The sequence below is a fragment of the Paraburkholderia solisilvae genome (assembly GCF_902859875.1).
In the GTDB taxonomy this organism is placed as follows: domain Bacteria; phylum Pseudomonadota; class Gammaproteobacteria; order Burkholderiales; family Burkholderiaceae; genus Paraburkholderia; species Paraburkholderia solisilvae.
The window spans coordinates 283,871-301,947 of the sequence record NZ_CADIKF010000002.1; the positions used below are offsets into that span (position 1 = coordinate 283,871).

Below are 18,077 nucleotides of genomic sequence, written 5' to 3' on the forward strand. Positions count from 1 at the left end.
TGTAGTGATCTTGATAGTGTGAGGTACCACTACTGTAAGCGTCGGGTCGACACTCGCAACTTTCGTTGGATTATTTTTCGCGAGATTTTTGTCGGATGGCGCCGCGGTAGCGGCGCTGTCCTGGCGATCAGTGCAAGGATAAGTCGGGATTCGGTGACGCGGGGTTAGAAGCGGTAAGTCGCAGCGACCTTGACGATCGGATAGAAGCGGAAATCGTCGGCCTTGTCCTGCAGGTTGCGCTCTTCGGCAGCGACGTTCTCTTGCCCTGCCTGCGCTGCGATGTCGGCGGGTACGTCGAAAGAGACGCGCGGCCTGCCGAAGGCGACGCCGGCGTCGAAGGCAACCGAAAAGCCTTTGGCGCCAAGGTGATGGCCGAATCCAAAACCGAGGTAAGGTCGCACCGTCGGATATTTGGCGCTTGCGTGAATCGATTCGCCATTGGCCGAAACGGTTTGCCCGTTGATCGTATAGGTGCCGCCGACCGGCGTCGCATCGCCGTCAAGTTCGTCGCCGCCGATGATCAGGCCGGCGGTCAGATGCATCGGTACGACTGTCGGAATCGGAAAGAAGTCGGCATACAGCGCGCCGTGAATCAGCTTGACGGTCGCGTCGTAGTTAAGATCGCCAGCGGAAAAAGAATGCGAGAAGCTAAAGCCGCTGACTTCGCCGCGTACCGTCACGTAGGTGTTCGGCGAGAAGCCGTAACCGGCGCCGATGCCGTCGCTGCCGATGCCGCCATAAATTTCATTGGACTGCGCGTAAGCGTGCTGGACAGCAAGCAGTGTCGCGCACGATACGGCTAGCGTGGTGAGCGTGCGGTAAAACTTTTTGTGCATGTAAACCCCGTGTGATGTTTTTGTAGGCGACGGCCGGGTATGCCCGATGCGTCGGAGCGACAGGGTATCGTGAGCGAAATGCGCAGCCGGTTCTATTTTTCGGAGGCTGTTGTATGGATGTCACTGCGCGAAGGTTTTCTATGGCTGCGCAGGTTATTTGCCACGGTCGCCTGATAAAGCGACATGGCGGCAGGCATAGGCTCTGCATGCAGATCTGGGCGGAAATCCGGCGGCTGTTCTTCGCTCGCAAGAACGTGGCACACGGCATTGCGTGGCCGCGCGTTTAGAGCGCGCAATGCATGACCACCGCTAAGGTGTAAGGGACTTTGCGCTTATCAACGCTGCAGCATCGGCTTAGCGGGCCGTCCGGCTACCTTGGGCCGCGGTGACGCATGCCGGGGCGACGCGGACAAACGCATCAGGTTGCGCAATGCCATCATTGCGCCGATTGCTTCGAGCACGCCTGCGGGCACCCACATGATGAGACCGCCAAGGCTCTGGTCGAGCGTAACGGGAAGTGACGTGAAGGCGCGGCCGCACAGCGTGAAGACCGGATAGAGGTCTTGAGATGAAAACGTGATGATCGCGCCGACCAGAATTTGAGGCGTCATCGTGATGACGGGCGACAACACACGCAACCCGGGGCGCGTGCGACTCGGCGGCGACGGACGATGGTCGAGCAGCATCCACCAGTACAACAGGCCGCTGACGGCAACTGACCAGTTCATGAACCGGTAGATACGCCAGTCGAGCATGGCAACGAACTGTACGGATGGAATCAGCCAGAAGACAACCGACACGACGAAGGCCACCGAAATAAAGGCCGGATTCAACAGGATGGCCGCAGCAACGCGCACAGTCCGCCGGCGCTGCCAGCGTCGCAGCAGACGGCGCCAGCGCAGCGGCAGCCCGGCGCGAAGTACGCTGCCGGGATAAGAGGCCATGATGATCAGTGGCGCGAGGTGATGCAGCACCAGATGCTGAAGTCGATGCACAAAGAACTGGTGCTCAGCGTAATAGTCGAGTCGCGTGTGCAGCGCGACATAGAACAACGCGAGGCCGACCCAGAATGCGATGCGGCGGGGAATGCTCACACGGATACGGCGCGAGCCGCGCGCATACAGGAGCGCGGCCACCACGAAAATAGCGACCAGGCCGAGCGAAGGCTCCCATGGATCAAGCAGGCTCAGCAAAGACATGGCAAGCGTATAGAAAGAAGAGGCGTTGCTGGATACGCGGGCTTGTATGGTAGCAGGAGGTGCGTCTGACCGTCGGGCATGAGCCTCGTCTCAACAGGTGAGTGCACCGGCGACGCTGCAGGGGAGGGGTGCCGAATAACCTGCATCCTGCCTGTTCAATCTCCACGTGTAGCAGCGCATTTCCCGGTGAATATTCCAGTGCTGCCGTCCCTCGGCGCGACTTCGCGGGCAGCGACGAGCGCTTCGCGTCCTCAGGCGAAATCGAATCCGCATCGCCTACAGTGGGTTCCGATCAGGCCGCTTCAAGCGCTCCGACCGAGGCATCTGTAGCGGCGGACGCTACTGCCCCAGTTGCAACCATCATCACTCGTCAAACCGGCTTCTTCGATTGCACGAAGCCTCATTCGGTTGCCGATCTTCACATGGCGAAGATCATCTGCAGGCCGCAGCCGGCGATATCGCTTCAGCCTCGGCTTGTCGACGCGAGTGAAGCTCGATTTTCGCTAATGCACGGCATGAGGGCGGGCGACAAGGCTTCGTTTGTTACTGACGCAATGAAAAAAGCCCTCTTTATCGTCTTTCTCGCAATCGGATCGACCGCCGCGCACGCCGGACCGCCGTTACTGGACACGGCCACGTTTGGTTGCACGAAGGCGCACTCGGACGCCGCGCGCCTGATATGCAGCGATCCCGAACTGGCCGATGACGACCGTCGCATGGCCGAAATGTATAGCCTGGCAAGAGCAGCGGCCATGGATAAAGATGCGTTCAAGCTGGCCGAGCACGATGCGTGGAATGACCGGGAGCGCAACTGCCACGACAAGGATTGTCTCGTTAAGTGGTACACCGACCAGATCAGTCAGCTCACGTATATCGCGAATACCGGCCTGGTGGACTATTAACGATGGCCATCAGGCGATGGCCATGCGTCAGTTTGCCGCAACGCGCTGTCTTAACGCGACAATCGAAGGCGTTGCCCGTGGCGGTCATACAAAGAAGCCTCAACGGGTGAGGCATTCCCTGCAATGCAAGTTCAACCCGTCTATCGGTGTCGGCGCACGGACGCGGACAAATAGGGTTGCAGGCGTGTGCATGAGGCGCTGCATACTGTCCGCTGAAAGATCCGGCCTGCCATGACGTTGCAGGGCATTTACACCTTCACTTCATCAGCGCCGTTGATCGTAATCGCGACCACGCCGAGGCTGACTTCCACTGCTCCGCTGGGAGCGAGTGGTGCGATCTCGTCATGCGGGCTGTCGAAATAATGCAGCTCGGCAGTACCGGAGACCATCGGCCCCAACATCACATCGCTGACGGCGGCGCGCAGCAGGCGCTGCGGACCGCGGTCGGGCTCACCCACTACGCTCGGCGCTCCAGCCAGGTTCACTGCGGGATGCGCAAGGAGGCCTAGTGGCCACCCTTCGTTTCCGTTAAGCGTGGCTTTCACCTCTACGAGGCGGCGGTCCTTTGCTGCGACGCTGGCGCCAATCACCGTTCCTGCGCGGGCCGATGCCGCGGCCCGATGTTCAAGCGCGTATGAACGCGTCATCCAGACCTGCCCGATCTTCTTCGGCCAGCCTTGCAGCAAGCCACGCATCATGGCGATGTCCTGGTCGACCCAGATCAGCGGGCAGAAGTTCAGTAGTTCACCCGAACGGCTCTTGACCTCGATCAGCAGGATGAATTCCTTGTATTGCGCATACACCGGATCGGCGAGCTCCCAGCCATCCGTCGTCGACTGCCACTCGCAAACATGCCCGCATGCACGGCCGGTTGCGATACCGAGATTCTCCGGCAGGTATGACTGTGCGACCGCAGTGTCCACGTCATAGGCGAGCGACAGGACCTGGCCGGCGTAGTGCCAGGGCGGCGGAGAAAGCAGGGACGATTTCCCTGTCGGCGTGTACGGTGGAAAGAAGCCCTTCAACATGATGTCGTTCCCTAACGGTAGTGAAGATATAGGCCTGATTGCCACGGACGATTCTATGCGTCGCGTTCGAGAATGTGCTTGCTGATGACGCTCCACAATCGATCAAAAAGGAATGTTTCTACCCTTAACCGAGATTACGGTTGAAATTTGGCTTTCGATATTTCCACCTTCGATTTTCTATCAAGGGAGCGGACGAAAGTGGTCCCGCCGGAGAACGCACAGCATCTCGGGTGAGTGGATTCGCGGCTGTTCGTTAGCGTAGCTGCGTGTGTGAAACAGAAGGGGATAGACCAGAGACGGGGGAGGACGCTGAAGATGTTCTTCGTCCACCTTAAATTAAGGGGAGGCCGTTTAAGCGAATGGAGCTGCCTCTATTTTGCTGGTGCGCGGGCATGGCCGTCATCGTCGTGGTACACGTGAGCGGTGCCGATGAATCACGCGCAAGCGGCCGGTATCGATGCGACCGATTGCGACATGCCGGCTAGTGCGCTGACCTTCGTCAGACCGGTTCGACAACGATCGCGGACATCTTTTCGCAGTCCAAGCCCGTTGTACTCCGTAATATAGTTTGCGCTTTCGAAGGTTGCGTTAACATGCCGTCTAAAGAATACTCCGACAAACAACGGCACGAATCGACAACATGAGTCTGTCGCTCACAAGTCGCCGTTATCTAAAGGAGACCCCCATGTCGTCCAAGACCAGAAACAGGACGAAGCCCGCAATCGCAGTCCTCGCCAGCCTGGCCGCTTTAATCGCGCTCCGCACTTTCGCCGCCACGCCCGCGCAAGTCGCGGCGCCGCCCGACGCGCAGGTTGTTTTATCCACGACCGCAACCGGCGTTCAGGTCTACGCGTGCGAATTCGACGCATCGCACCAACTGATGTGGGCCTTCAAAAGCCCGTTGGCGACGCTCTACGAGGCCCATGGTCAGGAAGCAGTGCATCACTCAGCAGGCCCGACGTGGCAGGCGCAGGATGGCAGTACGATCGTTGGCCAGGTGCGTGCGCAGGCTCCGAGCGATACGCCCAATAGCATCCCGCAACTCCTGCTGGACGCAAAAAGCACCGCAGGCAGCGGCACATTATCTGAAGTCCGCTACGTGCAACGCCTGGAAACCGTGGGCGGCAACGCCCCGACCGCGCCCTGCGCAAGCGAGCACGAAATGGGCCGGTCTCCTTACTTTGCCAGGTATGTGTTCCTGAAATAGCGCGCCAGATCGCCACCAAGCCGATGTGGAACGGCTGTGAGGAAGCGGCGCGGCGCCTGGCAAATCTTCGGGGAATGCTTGACGCCTGAGCCGGCGTTAAGCCATCGAACGCAGCACCTCAGGGTTGATGCATGTCTGAGGTTTTTCGCCTTTCAGCACACTGATGACGTTGTCCACCGCGATCTTGCCCATCGCAAGACGCGTTTCGATCGTTGCCGAAGCGATGTGCGGCACGACAAGCGCATTGTCGAGGCTGCTCAAACCAGGTTCGAGTTCGGGTTCGCGCTCGAATACGTCGAGGCCGGCACCCCAAATGACCTTGTCACGCAGCGCGGCGACCAATGCTTTTTCGTCGACCAGCGGGCCGCGTGCCGCATTGATCAGAATCGCCGTCCGTTTCATCTTCGCCAGCTCCGCCGCGCCGATGTAGTGGTGCGTTTCCGGGAGAAGCGGCAAATGCAAGGACAGATAATCCGATTCGCGCAATAGCGTTTCCTTGTCGACGAAGGTTGCGCCAAGCCGCTGCTCGAGTTCGGGATTGCGCTGGGCGTCGGTGTAGATCACCTTCATGTCGAAGGCCGCTGCCTTGCGTGCGAACTTCGAACCGATCCGACCGAGGCCGGCAACACCCAGCGTCTTGTTGTCGACATCCTGCCCGATGAAAGCCATCGGCGCCCATCCATGCCACTTGCCTTCGCGCACGTAACGTTCGGACTCGGATATGCGCCGTGCGGTTGCAAGCAACAACGCCCATGCATGCGTGGCGGTCGCATCGTCGAGCACGCCGGGCGTATTGGTCATGATCACGCCTCGCTCGGTCGCGGCCTGGAGGTCGAAATTATTGAACCCGACCGCATAGTTCGCGAAGATCTTGCAGCCTCGGCCCGCAGCGTCCAGCACTTCAGCGTCGATTGAATCGGTCAGCAGCGTGATGACGGCGTCGCGGCCTCGCACCGCCTTCAGCAGTTCATCACGGGTGAGCGCACGGTCATGCGGGTTGACTTCCACGTCATGAAACTGCCGCAGATCGTCGATGGTCTGCTGCGGAATCATGCGGGTGACGTAGACATTCGATCGGGTCATGTTTTGCTTTCCTGCGGAGTTAAAGCAACTGAAAGACTAAAGGTGTGACACCCTCGCCTCATGATGCATCGCGTGACAATTCATGCTGCGCGCCGAAGCGGGCGAGTGCGTCGGCCAGCGCCTGGTCCTCTGCCGGCGCAAGCCCGCTAATGCCGACTCCCCCGACCGCTTGACCGTGCGCATCAGTCAGCACTGCGCCACCCGGCAGAGCCGTCAGCAACGAATCGCAAAAATAGCCGATAGGAATGTCTTCGTGACGCAGCCGCTTGAGAAATGCGTCGGTCGACACACCCATGCGGGTACATGTGTAGGCCTTTTGATGAGATATCTGGATGCTGCGGACGGGAGCAGCATCCATCCGGAGAAAGCCGGCCAGAAAACCATGGCCATCGCATACCGACACACACACCGGCCTGCCGAATTCCTTCTGTGCCTTTTCAACTGCATGTGCAAGCAGCGCCTGCACGAACTGGAGATTCAAGTTTCCCCCTTCCGTTTACTGTTCACCTGTTGCTTGCGCCGACAGGCGGTGGATAGTTTTCGCCTTCATCCTGCGGCTCACGCCGCGCAAGATCGACCTGTGCGTTCAATTGCATCTGCTTCTTCTGCTGTCTGCGGAATACCCAGGCCGTCAGGATCGGGGTAAGCACGGCTGTCACGATCACCGATGCCGCCACCTGAACGGTTGCCGCCGGCGCGATTGCCGCATATGAGTGATCGGCGAGTGCGATTGCTTGCGGCGTGCCGGTTGCATTGCCCGCGGTGCTCGACGCCGCTGCGCCCGCCACGCCGGAGCCGCCCAGCAACCGATCGGCGAGGATACAGACAATTCCTGTCAGCACGAGCACCGCCACGCCAAGCAATATGCCTGGCGCACCCGCCACGAATACCGCTTTCAGGTTGATCCCCTGACCCAGCGTGAAGGCCATGAACGGCACGATCAGCGGCTCATGCTTGCTAAAGAAATCGCGTAGCTCGCTGTCGAGATTGCCCAGTATTGCGCCCGCAAAAATCGGCGCAATGACCGAAAACATGGTCAGCCAAGGAATATTTGCAAGGCCGGCTCCGACCAGGACGATCATTGTCACAAACGGGCCCGTCTCGATGCTCTGCGCGACATAGGTGCCCGAATCTTCCTTGTTGCCAAAGGTGCTGGTGAGCGCGAGGAACATGCCCCCATTGGTATCGTTCATCGCAGCCAGCACGGCGAGGGTGCTGAGTCCGACGAAATTGCCATGAAACCAGTGAGCGATCGCGAGCGAAATCAGGATTGCGATACCCACCTTCGACAGCAGGATGCCGAAGCCGCGTTTGAGCATGTTGGGCGCGGCTCGCAGCGTCATCTTGGTGCCGACGGTGAACAGATACATCGCAAGGACAGTGGGATATCCCTGGTTGGTCAGCGCTTGCGTGAAGCCGCCGATTTTGAGTGCGTTCGGGGCGAATGTATTGATGAGCATGCCGATAAACAGCGGGACTACCATCAGTCCGCCCGGCACCTTGTTGATGAACTGGTAAATACGCATGCTTACCGTCTCCTTGGTAACGCGTTGTCATTACCTACATGATGGCCAGCCGTTGCATTTTGAATTCAATTTCCTAAGCATAAACTGAAGACTCATTGCCGCAATCCCGCGTAAACCCCATATCGTTTGGGGGTGCTATCTGATCTGACAACCGTATCGCAAAACCATTGCATTTTGCATTCAGTGCTTTCGTTTGCTGGCCACGCCCGAGGTCTAACAAGCGGGATTGTGCGAACGCACTCACGGGTGGGGGGGCGTATGCGAAACGCATGCAGTTCGCGCGATTCGCGACTGTCGAAACGGCCGGCTGTGCGATGCCGCCGAGGTGCGCGCAAGCGCCAGCTCGTCACTGGCGCGAACGTCGTTGCATGGGGGCGTCAGCGATACGTTGGTGAGGTCCGTCTGGGAAAGCCAATAAAACTGACGAGCGCGGACCTCACCTTGTCTGAAGCCGGCAGTGTTGCCAGGTCCGATCTTTAGAATGTCTGCCAGTTCGCGGCCGTATTTTCCTCGCTCGCGGAGTCCCTGCCTGCGGTGGTCAGCGGCAGCGTCGCTGATTTCGTTGCGCGAGGAGAGCGGCGAACTGCCGCTGCCGGCCGGCGTGGCTCGCTTCGCGGAGCAGCCGCCGGCGCCGTCGAGGACCGTGTCTCAGCGACCTTGAATACCGCCACTGCGTCGCTGAGCGTGCGTGCCTGTCCGGACATCGACTGCGCGGCCGCGGACGCTTCTTCGACGAGCGCCGCATTCTGCTGCGTCACGTCGTCCATCTGCGAGACCGCAAGGTTGACCTGATCGATGCCGATGCTCTGCTCGGCCGAAGCCGCGGCGATTTCGCTCATGATCGCGCTCACGCGCGCGATCGAATCGACAATCTCGGTGATCGTCGTGCCGGAGCGTTCGACCAGATCCGAACCCGATTGCACACGCGAGGTCGATTCGGAGATCAATCCTTTGATCTCTTTCGCAGCGCCGGCGCTGCGCTGCGCGAGCGCGCGCACCTCGCTCGCCACCACCGCGAAGCCGCGTCCCTGCTCGCCCGCGCGCGCGGCTTCCACCGCCGCGTTCAACGCCAGAATATTGGTCTGGAAGGCGATGCCTTCGATCACCCCGACGATCTCGGCGATTTTGTGCGAATCGTCGACGATGTTCTGCATCGTGCCGACCACCTGCTGCGTCAACTCGCCTCCTTGCTCGGCCAGCACGGATGCGCTCTGTGCGAGCTGGCTGGCCTGCTTCGCGTTCTCCGCGGTTTGCTTGACGGTCGAGGTCAACTCTTCGATGCTCGCGGCCGTTTCCTCGAGCGTTGCCGCCTGCTCTTCGGTGCGCTGCGACAGATCGGCGTTGCCCGCGGCAATTTCGTTGACGCCGGTGTTGATCGACTCCGTGCCGCCACGCACGGAGGTAATGGCTGTCCGCAGCGAATCCTGCATCTTCTGCAACGCAGCACTGAGCTTGCCCATTTCGTTGGCGCCCGCGGCAACGATGCGGCCGGTGAGGTCACCCTCGGAAATGCGATTGAAGGAACCGATTGCGGCGTTGACGGGATCGACAATCGAACGTATCAGCATCATGCGGGCGCCGAAGGCGAGCAACATCGCGCCGGCGAGACCGGCGGCCACCGCAATGCTGACCGTATGGAAGCGGTCTTGGGCCACCTGGTAGCGATGCGCGCCTCGATCGAGCTGCGCATTGATCAGCGCCATCATGGCCGACGAATACACGTTGAACCGCTTCGGCATGACGTGCCCCTGCAATTCCGCGAAGGCTTGCTTGTCGCCGGATTTGATCGCCGCAAGAGCCGGTTCCAGTCCTTCGTTCAGAAATGCAGTGCGCTTGGCCTGCATGTCTTTGATGAGATCCTGTTCCGCGTCGCTGCTGCCGGCATGACTCAAATAGTGGGTCAGGTAGTCGTTGGATGCCTGCACGTACCCATTGAAGCGTCCCAGTACGGCGTTCTGGCCGTCCTGATCCTTCAATTCAGCCAGCGATGCATAAGTCGCCAGTGCGAGCCGCGCGTTCAGCAATTTCACGGTATCGCCTTCGAGGTCAGCGACCGCGGGCGTATCGACGGTATACATCTGGCGCAACGATTCATTGCCGTCACGCATCGACAGGAGCCCGACTGCGGCTCCTAGCAGCAGCATCAATCCAAACAGGCCGATCATCATGTTGAGACTGGCGCGAATCGACAGGTTCTTCAGCATGCCTTGACTCCGACGAAGACGCAAAGCCGTGTAGTGCAGGTTTTCAGGTTGCCTGAATGCATGATTCAATCTCCAATGGCAAACGCGTTGCCGTCTCGAAACCAAATTTGGCCGTTCACCATGACGCGGCGGGCAGCTTGAGGCGGGAAGCCCAATCCCGGTCCTGGGCGCCGGATGCTACAGGACGCCTGAACCATCCCGGTCCTTAATCAACATTCCTATATTCCATTAAATGGAATGGAAAGACGTATTAGTGGATTTGACGGCTTGAATGTGTTTTAACGTATATCGGTTCAAACCCGGATGAACTTTAGTCGAATTTCATAAAAGAAAATTACGAGTTATGCTAATTGGTTAGCACAATCGCGAGGCGAGCCCGGAAGCAAGGCTGTTTTGAAGGGGAAATGTCGGGCTGTCGAGGTGGGCCGAAGTGGCCGTCGACGCGGTGCGGGCTTCGACGTTGCCATCGAAGCCAGGCGGATGCCCGCCACTGCGCACCGCAATTGCAATTGCTCGTGACTCAGTCGAACAGCCCTTTGAAAACCGAGCTCATCCTGTCGACCGTCTCCAGGTCCTGCACAATGGAAATGATGCGGTCAGCCTTGCTTCTGGCGACACCCGCAAAGTCAGTGCAGCCGCGGAACTTTTGCACGGTGTCGTCGAAGGACATCGGCTTTTGCGGGCTTCCTTTAGCAAAATCGTTCTGCGCCGAGAAGACGCGTCCATCCTTGAGCCGCACTTCGACATACGAACGCATTTTGTCTGCGCCGGCCGCGTCCGCCTGCGGATTGTTATAGAAATCCACACGCCTGAGCATCTCTTGCAGTTCCGGGCGGTTCACGACATCGTCCTCGAACTCGCCGAGTCCCGCACGGCCCCTGACCAGAAGCACGGCCATGCAGTACTCCATGCTGAACTTGCCCTGCAGTCCGGTTCTGGGTTGGCGATGAATCAGCGTATTGAGCATCTGCTTGTTCGTGCCGACGCGAACCTGGGCCACATCCTCCGCCTGGATGTGATTCGCCTCGATCAGATCGAGCATCGCGTCCATTGCCGGATGCGTGAGCGATCCGGTGGGATACGGCTTGATCGACACACCTGGCGTCAGCAGCGACCACGGCTTCCCGAACTTACCCGCGACCGCGTCGGGATCCCAGCCGCCGCCGTATGCGGTAAAGAAGCCGCGTTTCGCTTCCAGAATATTCTGCGCGGCAGTCCATCCCAATGCGGCCAGGTCTGCGGCGGTCATGCCCGCTTCAGCTGCATGGCCAGCCTGGAAAGGCTTGGTCATGGTGCCGAAATTCTCGCGAAGGCCGGAAGCCTGAGCCCCGGCGATTCCGAACAGATTGCAAAGCCTGCCCGTATCGAGGCCGCGCAGCTTGCCGGCTGATGCCGCCGAACCGAACACGCCGCAAAAGCCGGTGGAGTGAAAGCCGCTCTCGTACGAGCGTGGCGCAATGGCTTCGCAAATCTTGGTCTCGACTTCCAGCCCGACGTGATATGCGAGCATGAAATCGCGTCCGGAGCTGCCATGCGCTTCAGCCATGGCGAGTGCCGAGGGCACACTGGTTACCGTGGGATGCGTTAGCAGTCCGTAGACACGATCCTTGGCTACCGCCAGCTGCGTGTCGTCGAAATCGTCCGCATGAATGGCGACACCGTTGGCAAAGGCGGCGAAGCGCGGCGGCGCTGTGAGGGTCGTGCCGAGCACGGTCGATGCTCCGTTCAGAACGCCCAGTTCGCCCAGATACTGCCGGACGATGGGCCCGGTTTCCGCACGCTGCCCGGCAATGGCGAGACCCAGTGCGTCGAGTATGTGCATCTTGCCGAGTTCCACCAATTCCGATGGCAGGTCCGGATATGCGATGCCGGCGACGAAGCTCGCGGCCTCTGCTGTCACCTGGTGCGCTGGAACTGCCGCCGCCGCTGCGCCCGATGCTGGCTGCGTTGCAGTGCCTGAAGTGGTGGTGCTTTCTGAAATCACGATGCGCTCCTGTGTGCTGCGAACGACCCGGTCGGTGAATCTCGCCGATCGTCGCGGGGTTCTCCCAGGTATGGCCGGTCCGGTCGTATCCAGTTCGCGGCGATCGGGCCGAGCACGAGACAGCAGATGGTTAGTGCGAATACCGGTTGCCAGGAATGTGTGGCGTCGACGAGCCAGCCGACGATCGGCGGCGAGACCGACGCCGCAATGCCCAAGCCCGTATTCATGATGCTGCTCGAGGTGGCCGCATGATTCGGCGCGAGATCCATCGCGACGGCCCACAGCGGCGCCGTGACCATTTCGGAGAAGAAGAGGGCGGCGGCCAGCGACAGCGCCGCGCCACTCGGCGACGGGTGCAGGAACATCGGAATGAAGAACACAATCGGTGCGAGAAAGCCGATGGTGATCATGGTCTGGCGTGCGCGGCGGATATTGCCGGTGCGCTTGAGCAGCAGATCGCTGAGCGAGCCGCCCAGCGTCGTACCGACCACGCCGCTCAGAAAAATGCCTGAGCTGAACAGCGCCGAGTGTTTGATATTCAGGTGGTAGCTTTGCGCGAAGAACGACGGCATCCAGTTCAGGAAGAACCACAGCACCCAGCCATGACAGAAGCTCACGAGCGTGGCCGGCCACAGGGTTCGCAGCAGCGGACCCCAGCGCATCGGTACGCGTGCTTTGCTCGCCTTGACGGGAAGACGCGCGATGTCTTCGGGCGTGATGCCCGGATGGTCGGCCGGGTTGTCGCGGTAGTACCAGATCCACAATGCGACCCACGCGAGGCTCGCGATACCCAGAACCACGAATGCGATATGCCATGAGAACGCGCCGATCAACGCGGCGACCACGATGGGCGTCGATGCGTTGCCAAGGCGCGCGCATGCGTGTGTGATGCCTTGCGCAAAGCCGCGTTGTTCGGGTTTCATCCATGCGGTCAGCGCGCGCGCGGAAGTGGGAACGATCGGGCTTTCGCCGAGCCCGACGATGAAGCGCGCGACGATCACCATCGCGAAGCCGCTGGCAAGACCGGTCAGCAGCGTGCCGAATCCCCACAGCAAGCCGCAGATCGTCAGCATCTTGCGTGCGCCAAGCTTGTCGGCGATCACGCCGCCGGGAATCATCGCGAGCGCGTAGGTCATCGCGAATGCGGCGAACACGAGGCCGAGTTGCGAATTGTTGAGCTGCAGATCGCGGCGGATCGCGAGCGCAGCGGTGGAAACGTTCGTGCGGTCCACGTACATCAGATACGACATGATGCACAGCACGATCAGGACGCCGGTCGTGGCGGAAAACCGTCTACGCGGCCGAGTGGATGCCATTGTCTCTCTCCATGCGCGCGCCGTTGGAGGCGGCGCGGTTGCGACTGCCTGTGCCGTCGCTCGCGGCCTTCTGCCATCGGAAGGGGGCTGCGGCGCGACATGGGTTGCTGCAACTCTGGGGGTGCTGCCCCTGCTTTTTCTAGCGGGGTGCGCCGGCCGTGTCGTATCGATCTTATGCCGGCCGGCGCGTCGGACTTATTCCAGCACGGCGCCGTGCACGCCCGCGGCGAGCGTTTCTTTTTCCCAGCGCTTCATCGGCACGACTTCGGCCACCGGGCCGTTCGGCGAGCGGAACTTGACCGGCAGGTGACCGGGAGCGGTCAGGATTTCGCCGCCATTCGCCTTGATCTGCGCGATGAACGCGTCGAGGTCTTCCACTTCCATGCCGATATGATGGATGCACGGTGCGGGACCCGCGAAGTCCGCTTCATCCGAGTTCGACGATTCGTAATGGATCAGCGTCAGGTCCATATAGCCGTCGGTCAGATGGTACGAAACGTGGTCGCCGTTCTTGCCTTTGCGCAGCACCGTGTTGACGTGCTTATAACCGAATACGTTCTCGTAGAACGCCCGTTCCTTATCGACGTTTTCGACCTTGAAAGCGATGTGTTTGATGAAATTTGGCATCGGATCAGCTCCTCGTAAATGGCGCGCATGAGAGGGAAGCGCGCGATGTGAGGCAGTCTAGGATGCACCGCGATTCTCGTCAATCGAATCATTCGAATGATTCGATTGAATGTGATGAATCATCGGGAAAACACCAGGTGCGAATATCGACCGCATCGTCAAAGGGCACGTTCCTGTATCCTTGCGCAAATTCGCGGGCAAGCGTGCCTCACTCGCCGCCGGGCATGTCGATACGTCTTCGGCGCGGAGCACATTTATCATTCCGGCCGTCAGGTCACTTTCACTTTCAACCGATGCCAGCCATTCGCAACTCGGGCGAACAGCCACTCTATGAAATCGTTCGGGCGGGGATACTCGAGCGGTTGCGCACGGGCACGTGGGCGGCGGGCGACAAGATTCCGACCGAGCCGCAACTGGCAGAAACCTTTGGGGTTGGCATCGGCACGATCCGGCGCGCAGTCGAGGAACTGGTCGCGGAGCGGCTGTTGATCCGGCGCGCGGGGCGGGGAACGATCGTTGCGCGTTTCGGCGAGAACCACCAGTTCGACCACTACTTCAATTTCGTCGACGAAAACGGCGACGCGGTGACGGTGTCGGCGCGCTTGCTGCGCTTCGGCAAGGAACGTGCGACAGCCGAGCTGGCCGCGCTTCTGAAGGTCGAGCGCGGCACGCGGCTCGCGAGCGTCGAAAATCTTCGGCTGCGCGACGATGTGCCGCTGATGCTCGATCATTTATGGTTTCCGCTCGATGTCTTTCCGAATCTCGATGCGCAGACTTTCGTCGCAAGGCGTGGGTCGATCTATGGCTTTTATCAGGACCATTTCGGCATCTCGGTTGTGCGTGTGGTAGAAGATCTGCGCGGCGCGATCGCCGACGAGAGCATTGCGGATGCGTTGAACCTTGAAGTCGGTGCGCCCGTGTTGCGCATCGAGCGCACTGCCTATACGTTCAAGGACAAGCCGGTCGAGTTCCGGGTGCGCGTCGTCTCGAGCGAGGTCTCGTATCGCAACGTGCGGGGCTTGCAGGACTAGGTCTATCGCGTGTCTCAGACGCTCGAACTCAACGGCCCGGATATCGGAGCGTCAGCCAGTTCGCTACGCTGTTGACGCCGGGTACGCTTTGCGCGGCATTGCCTGCCGCGCTAATCTGGCTCGCATCCGGCACGCTGCCCGTTAGCGTGACGAAACCTGCGCAGGCGCGCACGAAAATATTCGACAGGTCGACACTTTGTTTGAGGATCTGTTTGCGCACCGCGCTTTGCAGGGCCCAATTGGTTTTGCCCATTTCCTTCTTTTGCAGCCGCTGGCTTTGCGTCTGGTCAGATGTTTGAACACTGGTTTGCTGTGCCGCTGCGTCGTATCCGAAAAGGAATGAGCCGGCGGCCAGTGACACAGCGACGAATTTCGCGTAATGCAATTCGAACTCCTCGATCAGGTACAAAAATAGTGTTGCCGGCGTATCAGAACCGATGCGCGTGTTGTTAGTTTCATGAGAAATATTGTCTTGTATCTTGTAGATAGCGATCACAGTGATGATTGATGCGAAGCCCTAACGACTTTCATACATGCTCAAAGCAATTGAGCATCTTAGGGATGGAAGGGAATAAAGGATGTGGGGCAAACGTTCTTGGCCGAGCCGCGCTTCCCTTTCCAAAGGGCCTGACATGAAACCGACCGGCAATTTCGGTCATGGGCGAAGCGTGCGCTAAAGCCTTAATCGAACGCGAAAGGTACTGGAAGCATGCCATCAGCTACGTCTCCCGACTGCACCGTACATACTTTCGATCCGCGCTTTGACGCGCTACGCCTGCAAGGCGCGTCGGTCGAATGCCTTTATCATGGCACTCAATGGTCCGAGGGGCCCGTTTGGTTCGAGGACGAACGCTACTTGTTGTGGAGCGACATCCCGAACAATCGCATACTGCGCTGGGATGAGACCACTGGCGCCGTCACGACATTCCGTCACGCGTCGAGCCACGCAAACGGCAACACGCGTGACCGCGAAGGGCGGCTCATCACTTGCGAACACCAGGCCGGCCGTGTCACACGCACCGAGCGCGACGGCACGGTTACCGTGCTGGCCGACGCCTATCAGGGCAAGCGCCTGAATTCCCCGAACGATGTGATCGTCAGATCGGATGGCTCAATCTGGTTCACCGACCCGAGCTTCGCCATCAACGCTTTCAACGGACGCGCGCCACGAGAACCGGAGTTACCTCAAAGCGTGTATCGCATTGATGCTCAATCGGGAAAAGTGTCACTCGTTACCGACGAGGTCCTGGGTCCAAACGGACTTGCGTTTTCACCAGACGAGGCATTGCTATACATCGTCGAATCACGTGCTGAGCCGCGCAAGATCCGCGCTTTCGACGTCGTACAGGACGGCCGTGCACTGGCGAAGAACCGCGTGCTCATCGATGCCGGGGAAGGGCGGCCGGACGGCTTGCGCATCGATATCCATGGCAATCTGTGGTGTGGCTGGGGCGGCGCTGCCTCGCTCGACGGTGTGCGAATATTTTCGCCGCGTGGCCAACCGCTCGGGCACATCGACTTGCCGGAACGATGTGCCAATGTCTGCTTTGGCGGCCAGCGTCGCGACCGGCTGTTTATGGCAACCGTTCACGGGTTGTACGCGCTGCGTGTCGACACGCAAGGCGTCGAAGGCGGCTAAGCGCCAGTCCGATGCGCAAGAGCGAGAAACGAAGCGCGAGCGATAATAACTTGACGCGCTTCGCGATCTACTTGGCGGCGCCGACCAGCGAAAACGCATCCCACTTTGGATCGTCCGGCGTGTGCGGATTGTGCGTAAGGGCTTCTTCGACGAGCGGCTCGCACGCACCGTAGTCAGAACCCACGCTGTCGCTATGCGCTTGTGGGAAGTTTACGGCCAGCACCTTACCGCCCCAACGTTCGACGGTCGCCGTCATGCTGCATTTGCCGGCGCCTCCGATCTTTACGTCGAGCACGAGCGCATTCATGTCGAGCGCGGCATCGGCGTTCGAAAAGTTCCATTGCACTTCCATCCGGTCATTGGGACCACCGGTATCGACGAGTTTCATTGTCTTGTCGGGAATGCCTACCGACTGCACCAGATCGAGAATGTTCGAGCCGACCAACTCACCTTGCGGATCGCGAGCTTCGTGAGTTCTTAACGCGCCGCATGCTGTTAGTGTGGTTAAAAGAAAAGCAAAGGGAATTGTCAGGCATCGCATGCATACTCCCGAGGGGATGAGCGCGTCTTCAATACGCGGTGGATAAAGGGCCGGTGTCTGGCGCCACTTCACGCGTGCAAAAAACGCCGCGCGGGGCGCAAACATCAGTGCGACAAGCACGTCTGGGCCGGGTTCCACGAATAAGACTTCAGGGGAGCAAACCACCGCACCGGATAGATACACGCCTGATCACGACGTCGGAAGAATTTTCCGGGGTGTACGCGGTGCGGAGGTTGACGGGCGATTTTGCTGGAGGGGTTCCACAGTCACTCCCAAGTTGAAGTGCGGGCGCCGATCAGAAAAGAAACCAGAATTTGAATGATCTGATGCGGTTGACGAAATTCCCGGTCTGCGTCCAGAAAGAGTGAATTGCTCGACATCGGTAGCCCGCCAGTCCTGGGAATAGAACAACGCCGCGTTTAGCTACCCGAAGAAGGCTTCACAGATCGCGTCATAGGCGAGCATCGTTACGTGACGTCGCGCATCCGTTAGAGCCATCCGGGCCCAGCGATAGTGCATGCCGCAATCGGAGTGGAACCTCGGGCTGGTCGTTTCTGTTGGCCATCGTCTCGATGGCTGCATCCGACATGATCTTTACAAGATCGGTCTCCCCTTACACCAATGTAGAACGCAACAAATTCCAAACCGCAGCCGGAATAAACGAGTGTTTTTGTTGTTCATTACTGGTGAAGCTGGGCGATTGAATGTAGCTTTTTCGGATTTTCGGATTTCGATATTTAAGTCAATTTCAGTTACCCTAATTAAAAGAAAAGTTCAGGGAGCAGAGAATTGCAAAATCGTATCCCCACCAGATGGGGTGCCTTTGCACTGTTAAGGAGCGAAGATGTCAGCGATTGAATCCGTTCTTCAGGAACGCCGCGTGTTCCCGCCGTCCGCCGAAACGATGAAGGCGGCGTCGATATCCGGCATGGACGCGTACCGGGCGCTCGTCGC

General features: G+C 59.5%; 16 protein-coding genes. 4 read left to right on the plus strand and 12 right to left on the minus strand.

Annotation, left to right across the window (positions count from 1 at the left end; all coding sequences use genetic code 11):
• Nucleotides 1-164: 164 nt before the first annotated feature.
• Nucleotides 165-836, minus strand: a complete 672-nt coding sequence (locus HV675_RS02640; protein ID WP_246270068.1) for a hypothetical protein — start codon at nucleotides 834-836, stop codon at nucleotides 165-167.
• Between the two features lie 335 nt (nucleotides 837-1,171).
• Nucleotides 1,172-2,035, minus strand: a complete 864-nt coding sequence (locus HV675_RS02645; protein WP_175109190.1) for a cytochrome c oxidase assembly protein — start codon at nucleotides 2,033-2,035, stop codon at nucleotides 1,172-1,174.
• A gap of 422 nt (nucleotides 2,036-2,457) precedes the next feature.
• Here HV675_RS02645 and HV675_RS02650 point away from each other — a divergent pair, with 422 nt between their 5' ends.
• Nucleotides 2,458-2,937: a lysozyme inhibitor LprI family protein gene (locus HV675_RS02650; RefSeq protein WP_175109191.1), complete on the plus strand. Its 480-nt coding sequence runs from the start codon at nucleotides 2,458-2,460 to the stop codon at nucleotides 2,935-2,937.
• A 248-nt stretch (nucleotides 2,938-3,185) separates the two neighbouring features.
• Here HV675_RS02650 and HV675_RS02655 read toward each other — a convergent pair whose 3' ends face one another.
• Nucleotides 3,186-3,965 (minus strand): acetoacetate decarboxylase family protein, encoded by a 780-nt coding sequence (locus HV675_RS02655; RefSeq protein ID WP_175109192.1) that lies wholly within the window; start codon nucleotides 3,963-3,965, stop codon nucleotides 3,186-3,188.
• A 685-nt stretch (nucleotides 3,966-4,650) separates the two neighbouring features.
• On the opposite strand from HV675_RS02655, the gene HV675_RS02660 reads away from it, so the two are divergent.
• Nucleotides 4,651-5,172 (plus strand): DUF3455 domain-containing protein, encoded by a 522-nt coding sequence (locus HV675_RS02660; RefSeq protein ID WP_175109193.1) that lies wholly within the window; start codon nucleotides 4,651-4,653, stop codon nucleotides 5,170-5,172.
• A gap of 96 nt (nucleotides 5,173-5,268) precedes the next feature.
• Here the strand turns inward: HV675_RS02660 and HV675_RS02665 are convergent, their stop codons facing one another.
• From HV675_RS02665 to HV675_RS02695, 7 genes are all read right to left on the minus strand, one after another.
• Entirely contained in the window at nucleotides 5,269-6,255 is a 987-nt protein-coding gene (locus HV675_RS02665; RefSeq protein WP_175109194.1) for a 2-hydroxyacid dehydrogenase, read from the minus strand.
• A gap of 58 nt (nucleotides 6,256-6,313) precedes the next feature.
• Nucleotides 6,314-6,736, minus strand: a complete 423-nt coding sequence (locus HV675_RS02670) for a GlcG/HbpS family heme-binding protein (RefSeq protein ID WP_175109195.1) — start codon at nucleotides 6,734-6,736, stop codon at nucleotides 6,314-6,316.
• A 22-nt stretch (nucleotides 6,737-6,758) separates the two neighbouring features.
• Entirely contained in the window at nucleotides 6,759-7,781 is a 1,023-nt protein-coding gene (locus HV675_RS02675) for a 2-keto-3-deoxygluconate permease (protein WP_175109196.1), read from the minus strand.
• Between the two features lie 476 nt (nucleotides 7,782-8,257).
• Nucleotides 8,258-9,985, minus strand: a complete 1,728-nt coding sequence (locus HV675_RS02680) for a methyl-accepting chemotaxis protein (RefSeq protein ID WP_175109197.1) — start codon at nucleotides 9,983-9,985, stop codon at nucleotides 8,258-8,260.
• Between the two features lie 520 nt (nucleotides 9,986-10,505).
• Complete coding sequence (locus tag HV675_RS02685) at nucleotides 10,506-11,969, minus strand: MmgE/PrpD family protein (protein ID WP_246270069.1); 1,464 nt, start codon at nucleotides 11,967-11,969, stop codon at nucleotides 10,506-10,508.
• Complete coding sequence (locus tag HV675_RS02690) at nucleotides 11,966-13,285, minus strand: MFS transporter (protein WP_175109198.1); 1,320 nt, start codon at nucleotides 13,283-13,285, stop codon at nucleotides 11,966-11,968. The genes HV675_RS02685 and HV675_RS02690 overlap by 4 nt, the downstream gene beginning before the upstream one ends.
• 195 nt (nucleotides 13,286-13,480) lie before the next feature.
• Nucleotides 13,481-13,912, minus strand: coding sequence for a VOC family protein (locus HV675_RS02695; RefSeq protein ID WP_175109199.1), 432 nt, complete (start codon nucleotides 13,910-13,912; stop codon nucleotides 13,481-13,483).
• Between the two features lie 293 nt (nucleotides 13,913-14,205).
• On the opposite strand from HV675_RS02695, the gene HV675_RS02700 reads away from it, so the two are divergent.
• The gene (locus HV675_RS02700; RefSeq protein WP_175109200.1) at nucleotides 14,206-14,943 is read left to right on the plus strand and encodes a GntR family transcriptional regulator; all 738 of its coding nucleotides are present in this window, start codon (nucleotides 14,206-14,208) and stop codon (nucleotides 14,941-14,943) included.
• Nucleotides 14,944-14,971: 28 nt separating this feature from the next.
• On the opposite strand, the gene HV675_RS32345 is transcribed toward HV675_RS02700, so the two are convergent.
• Nucleotides 14,972-15,439 (minus strand): BON domain-containing protein, encoded by a 468-nt coding sequence (locus HV675_RS32345; protein WP_246270070.1) that lies wholly within the window; start codon nucleotides 15,437-15,439, stop codon nucleotides 14,972-14,974.
• A gap of 213 nt (nucleotides 15,440-15,652) precedes the next feature.
• Here HV675_RS32345 and HV675_RS02710 point away from each other — a divergent pair, with 213 nt between their 5' ends.
• The gene (locus tag HV675_RS02710) at nucleotides 15,653-16,582 is read left to right on the plus strand and encodes an SMP-30/gluconolactonase/LRE family protein (protein ID WP_175109201.1); all 930 of its coding nucleotides are present in this window, start codon (nucleotides 15,653-15,655) and stop codon (nucleotides 16,580-16,582) included.
• Nucleotides 16,583-16,649: 67 nt separating this feature from the next.
• On the opposite strand, the gene HV675_RS02715 is transcribed toward HV675_RS02710, so the two are convergent.
• A complete protein-coding gene (locus HV675_RS02715; protein ID WP_175109202.1) occupies nucleotides 16,650-17,243 on the minus strand; it encodes a hypothetical protein in 594 nt (197 codons plus the stop codon).
• Nucleotides 17,244-18,077: the final 834 nt, after the last annotated feature.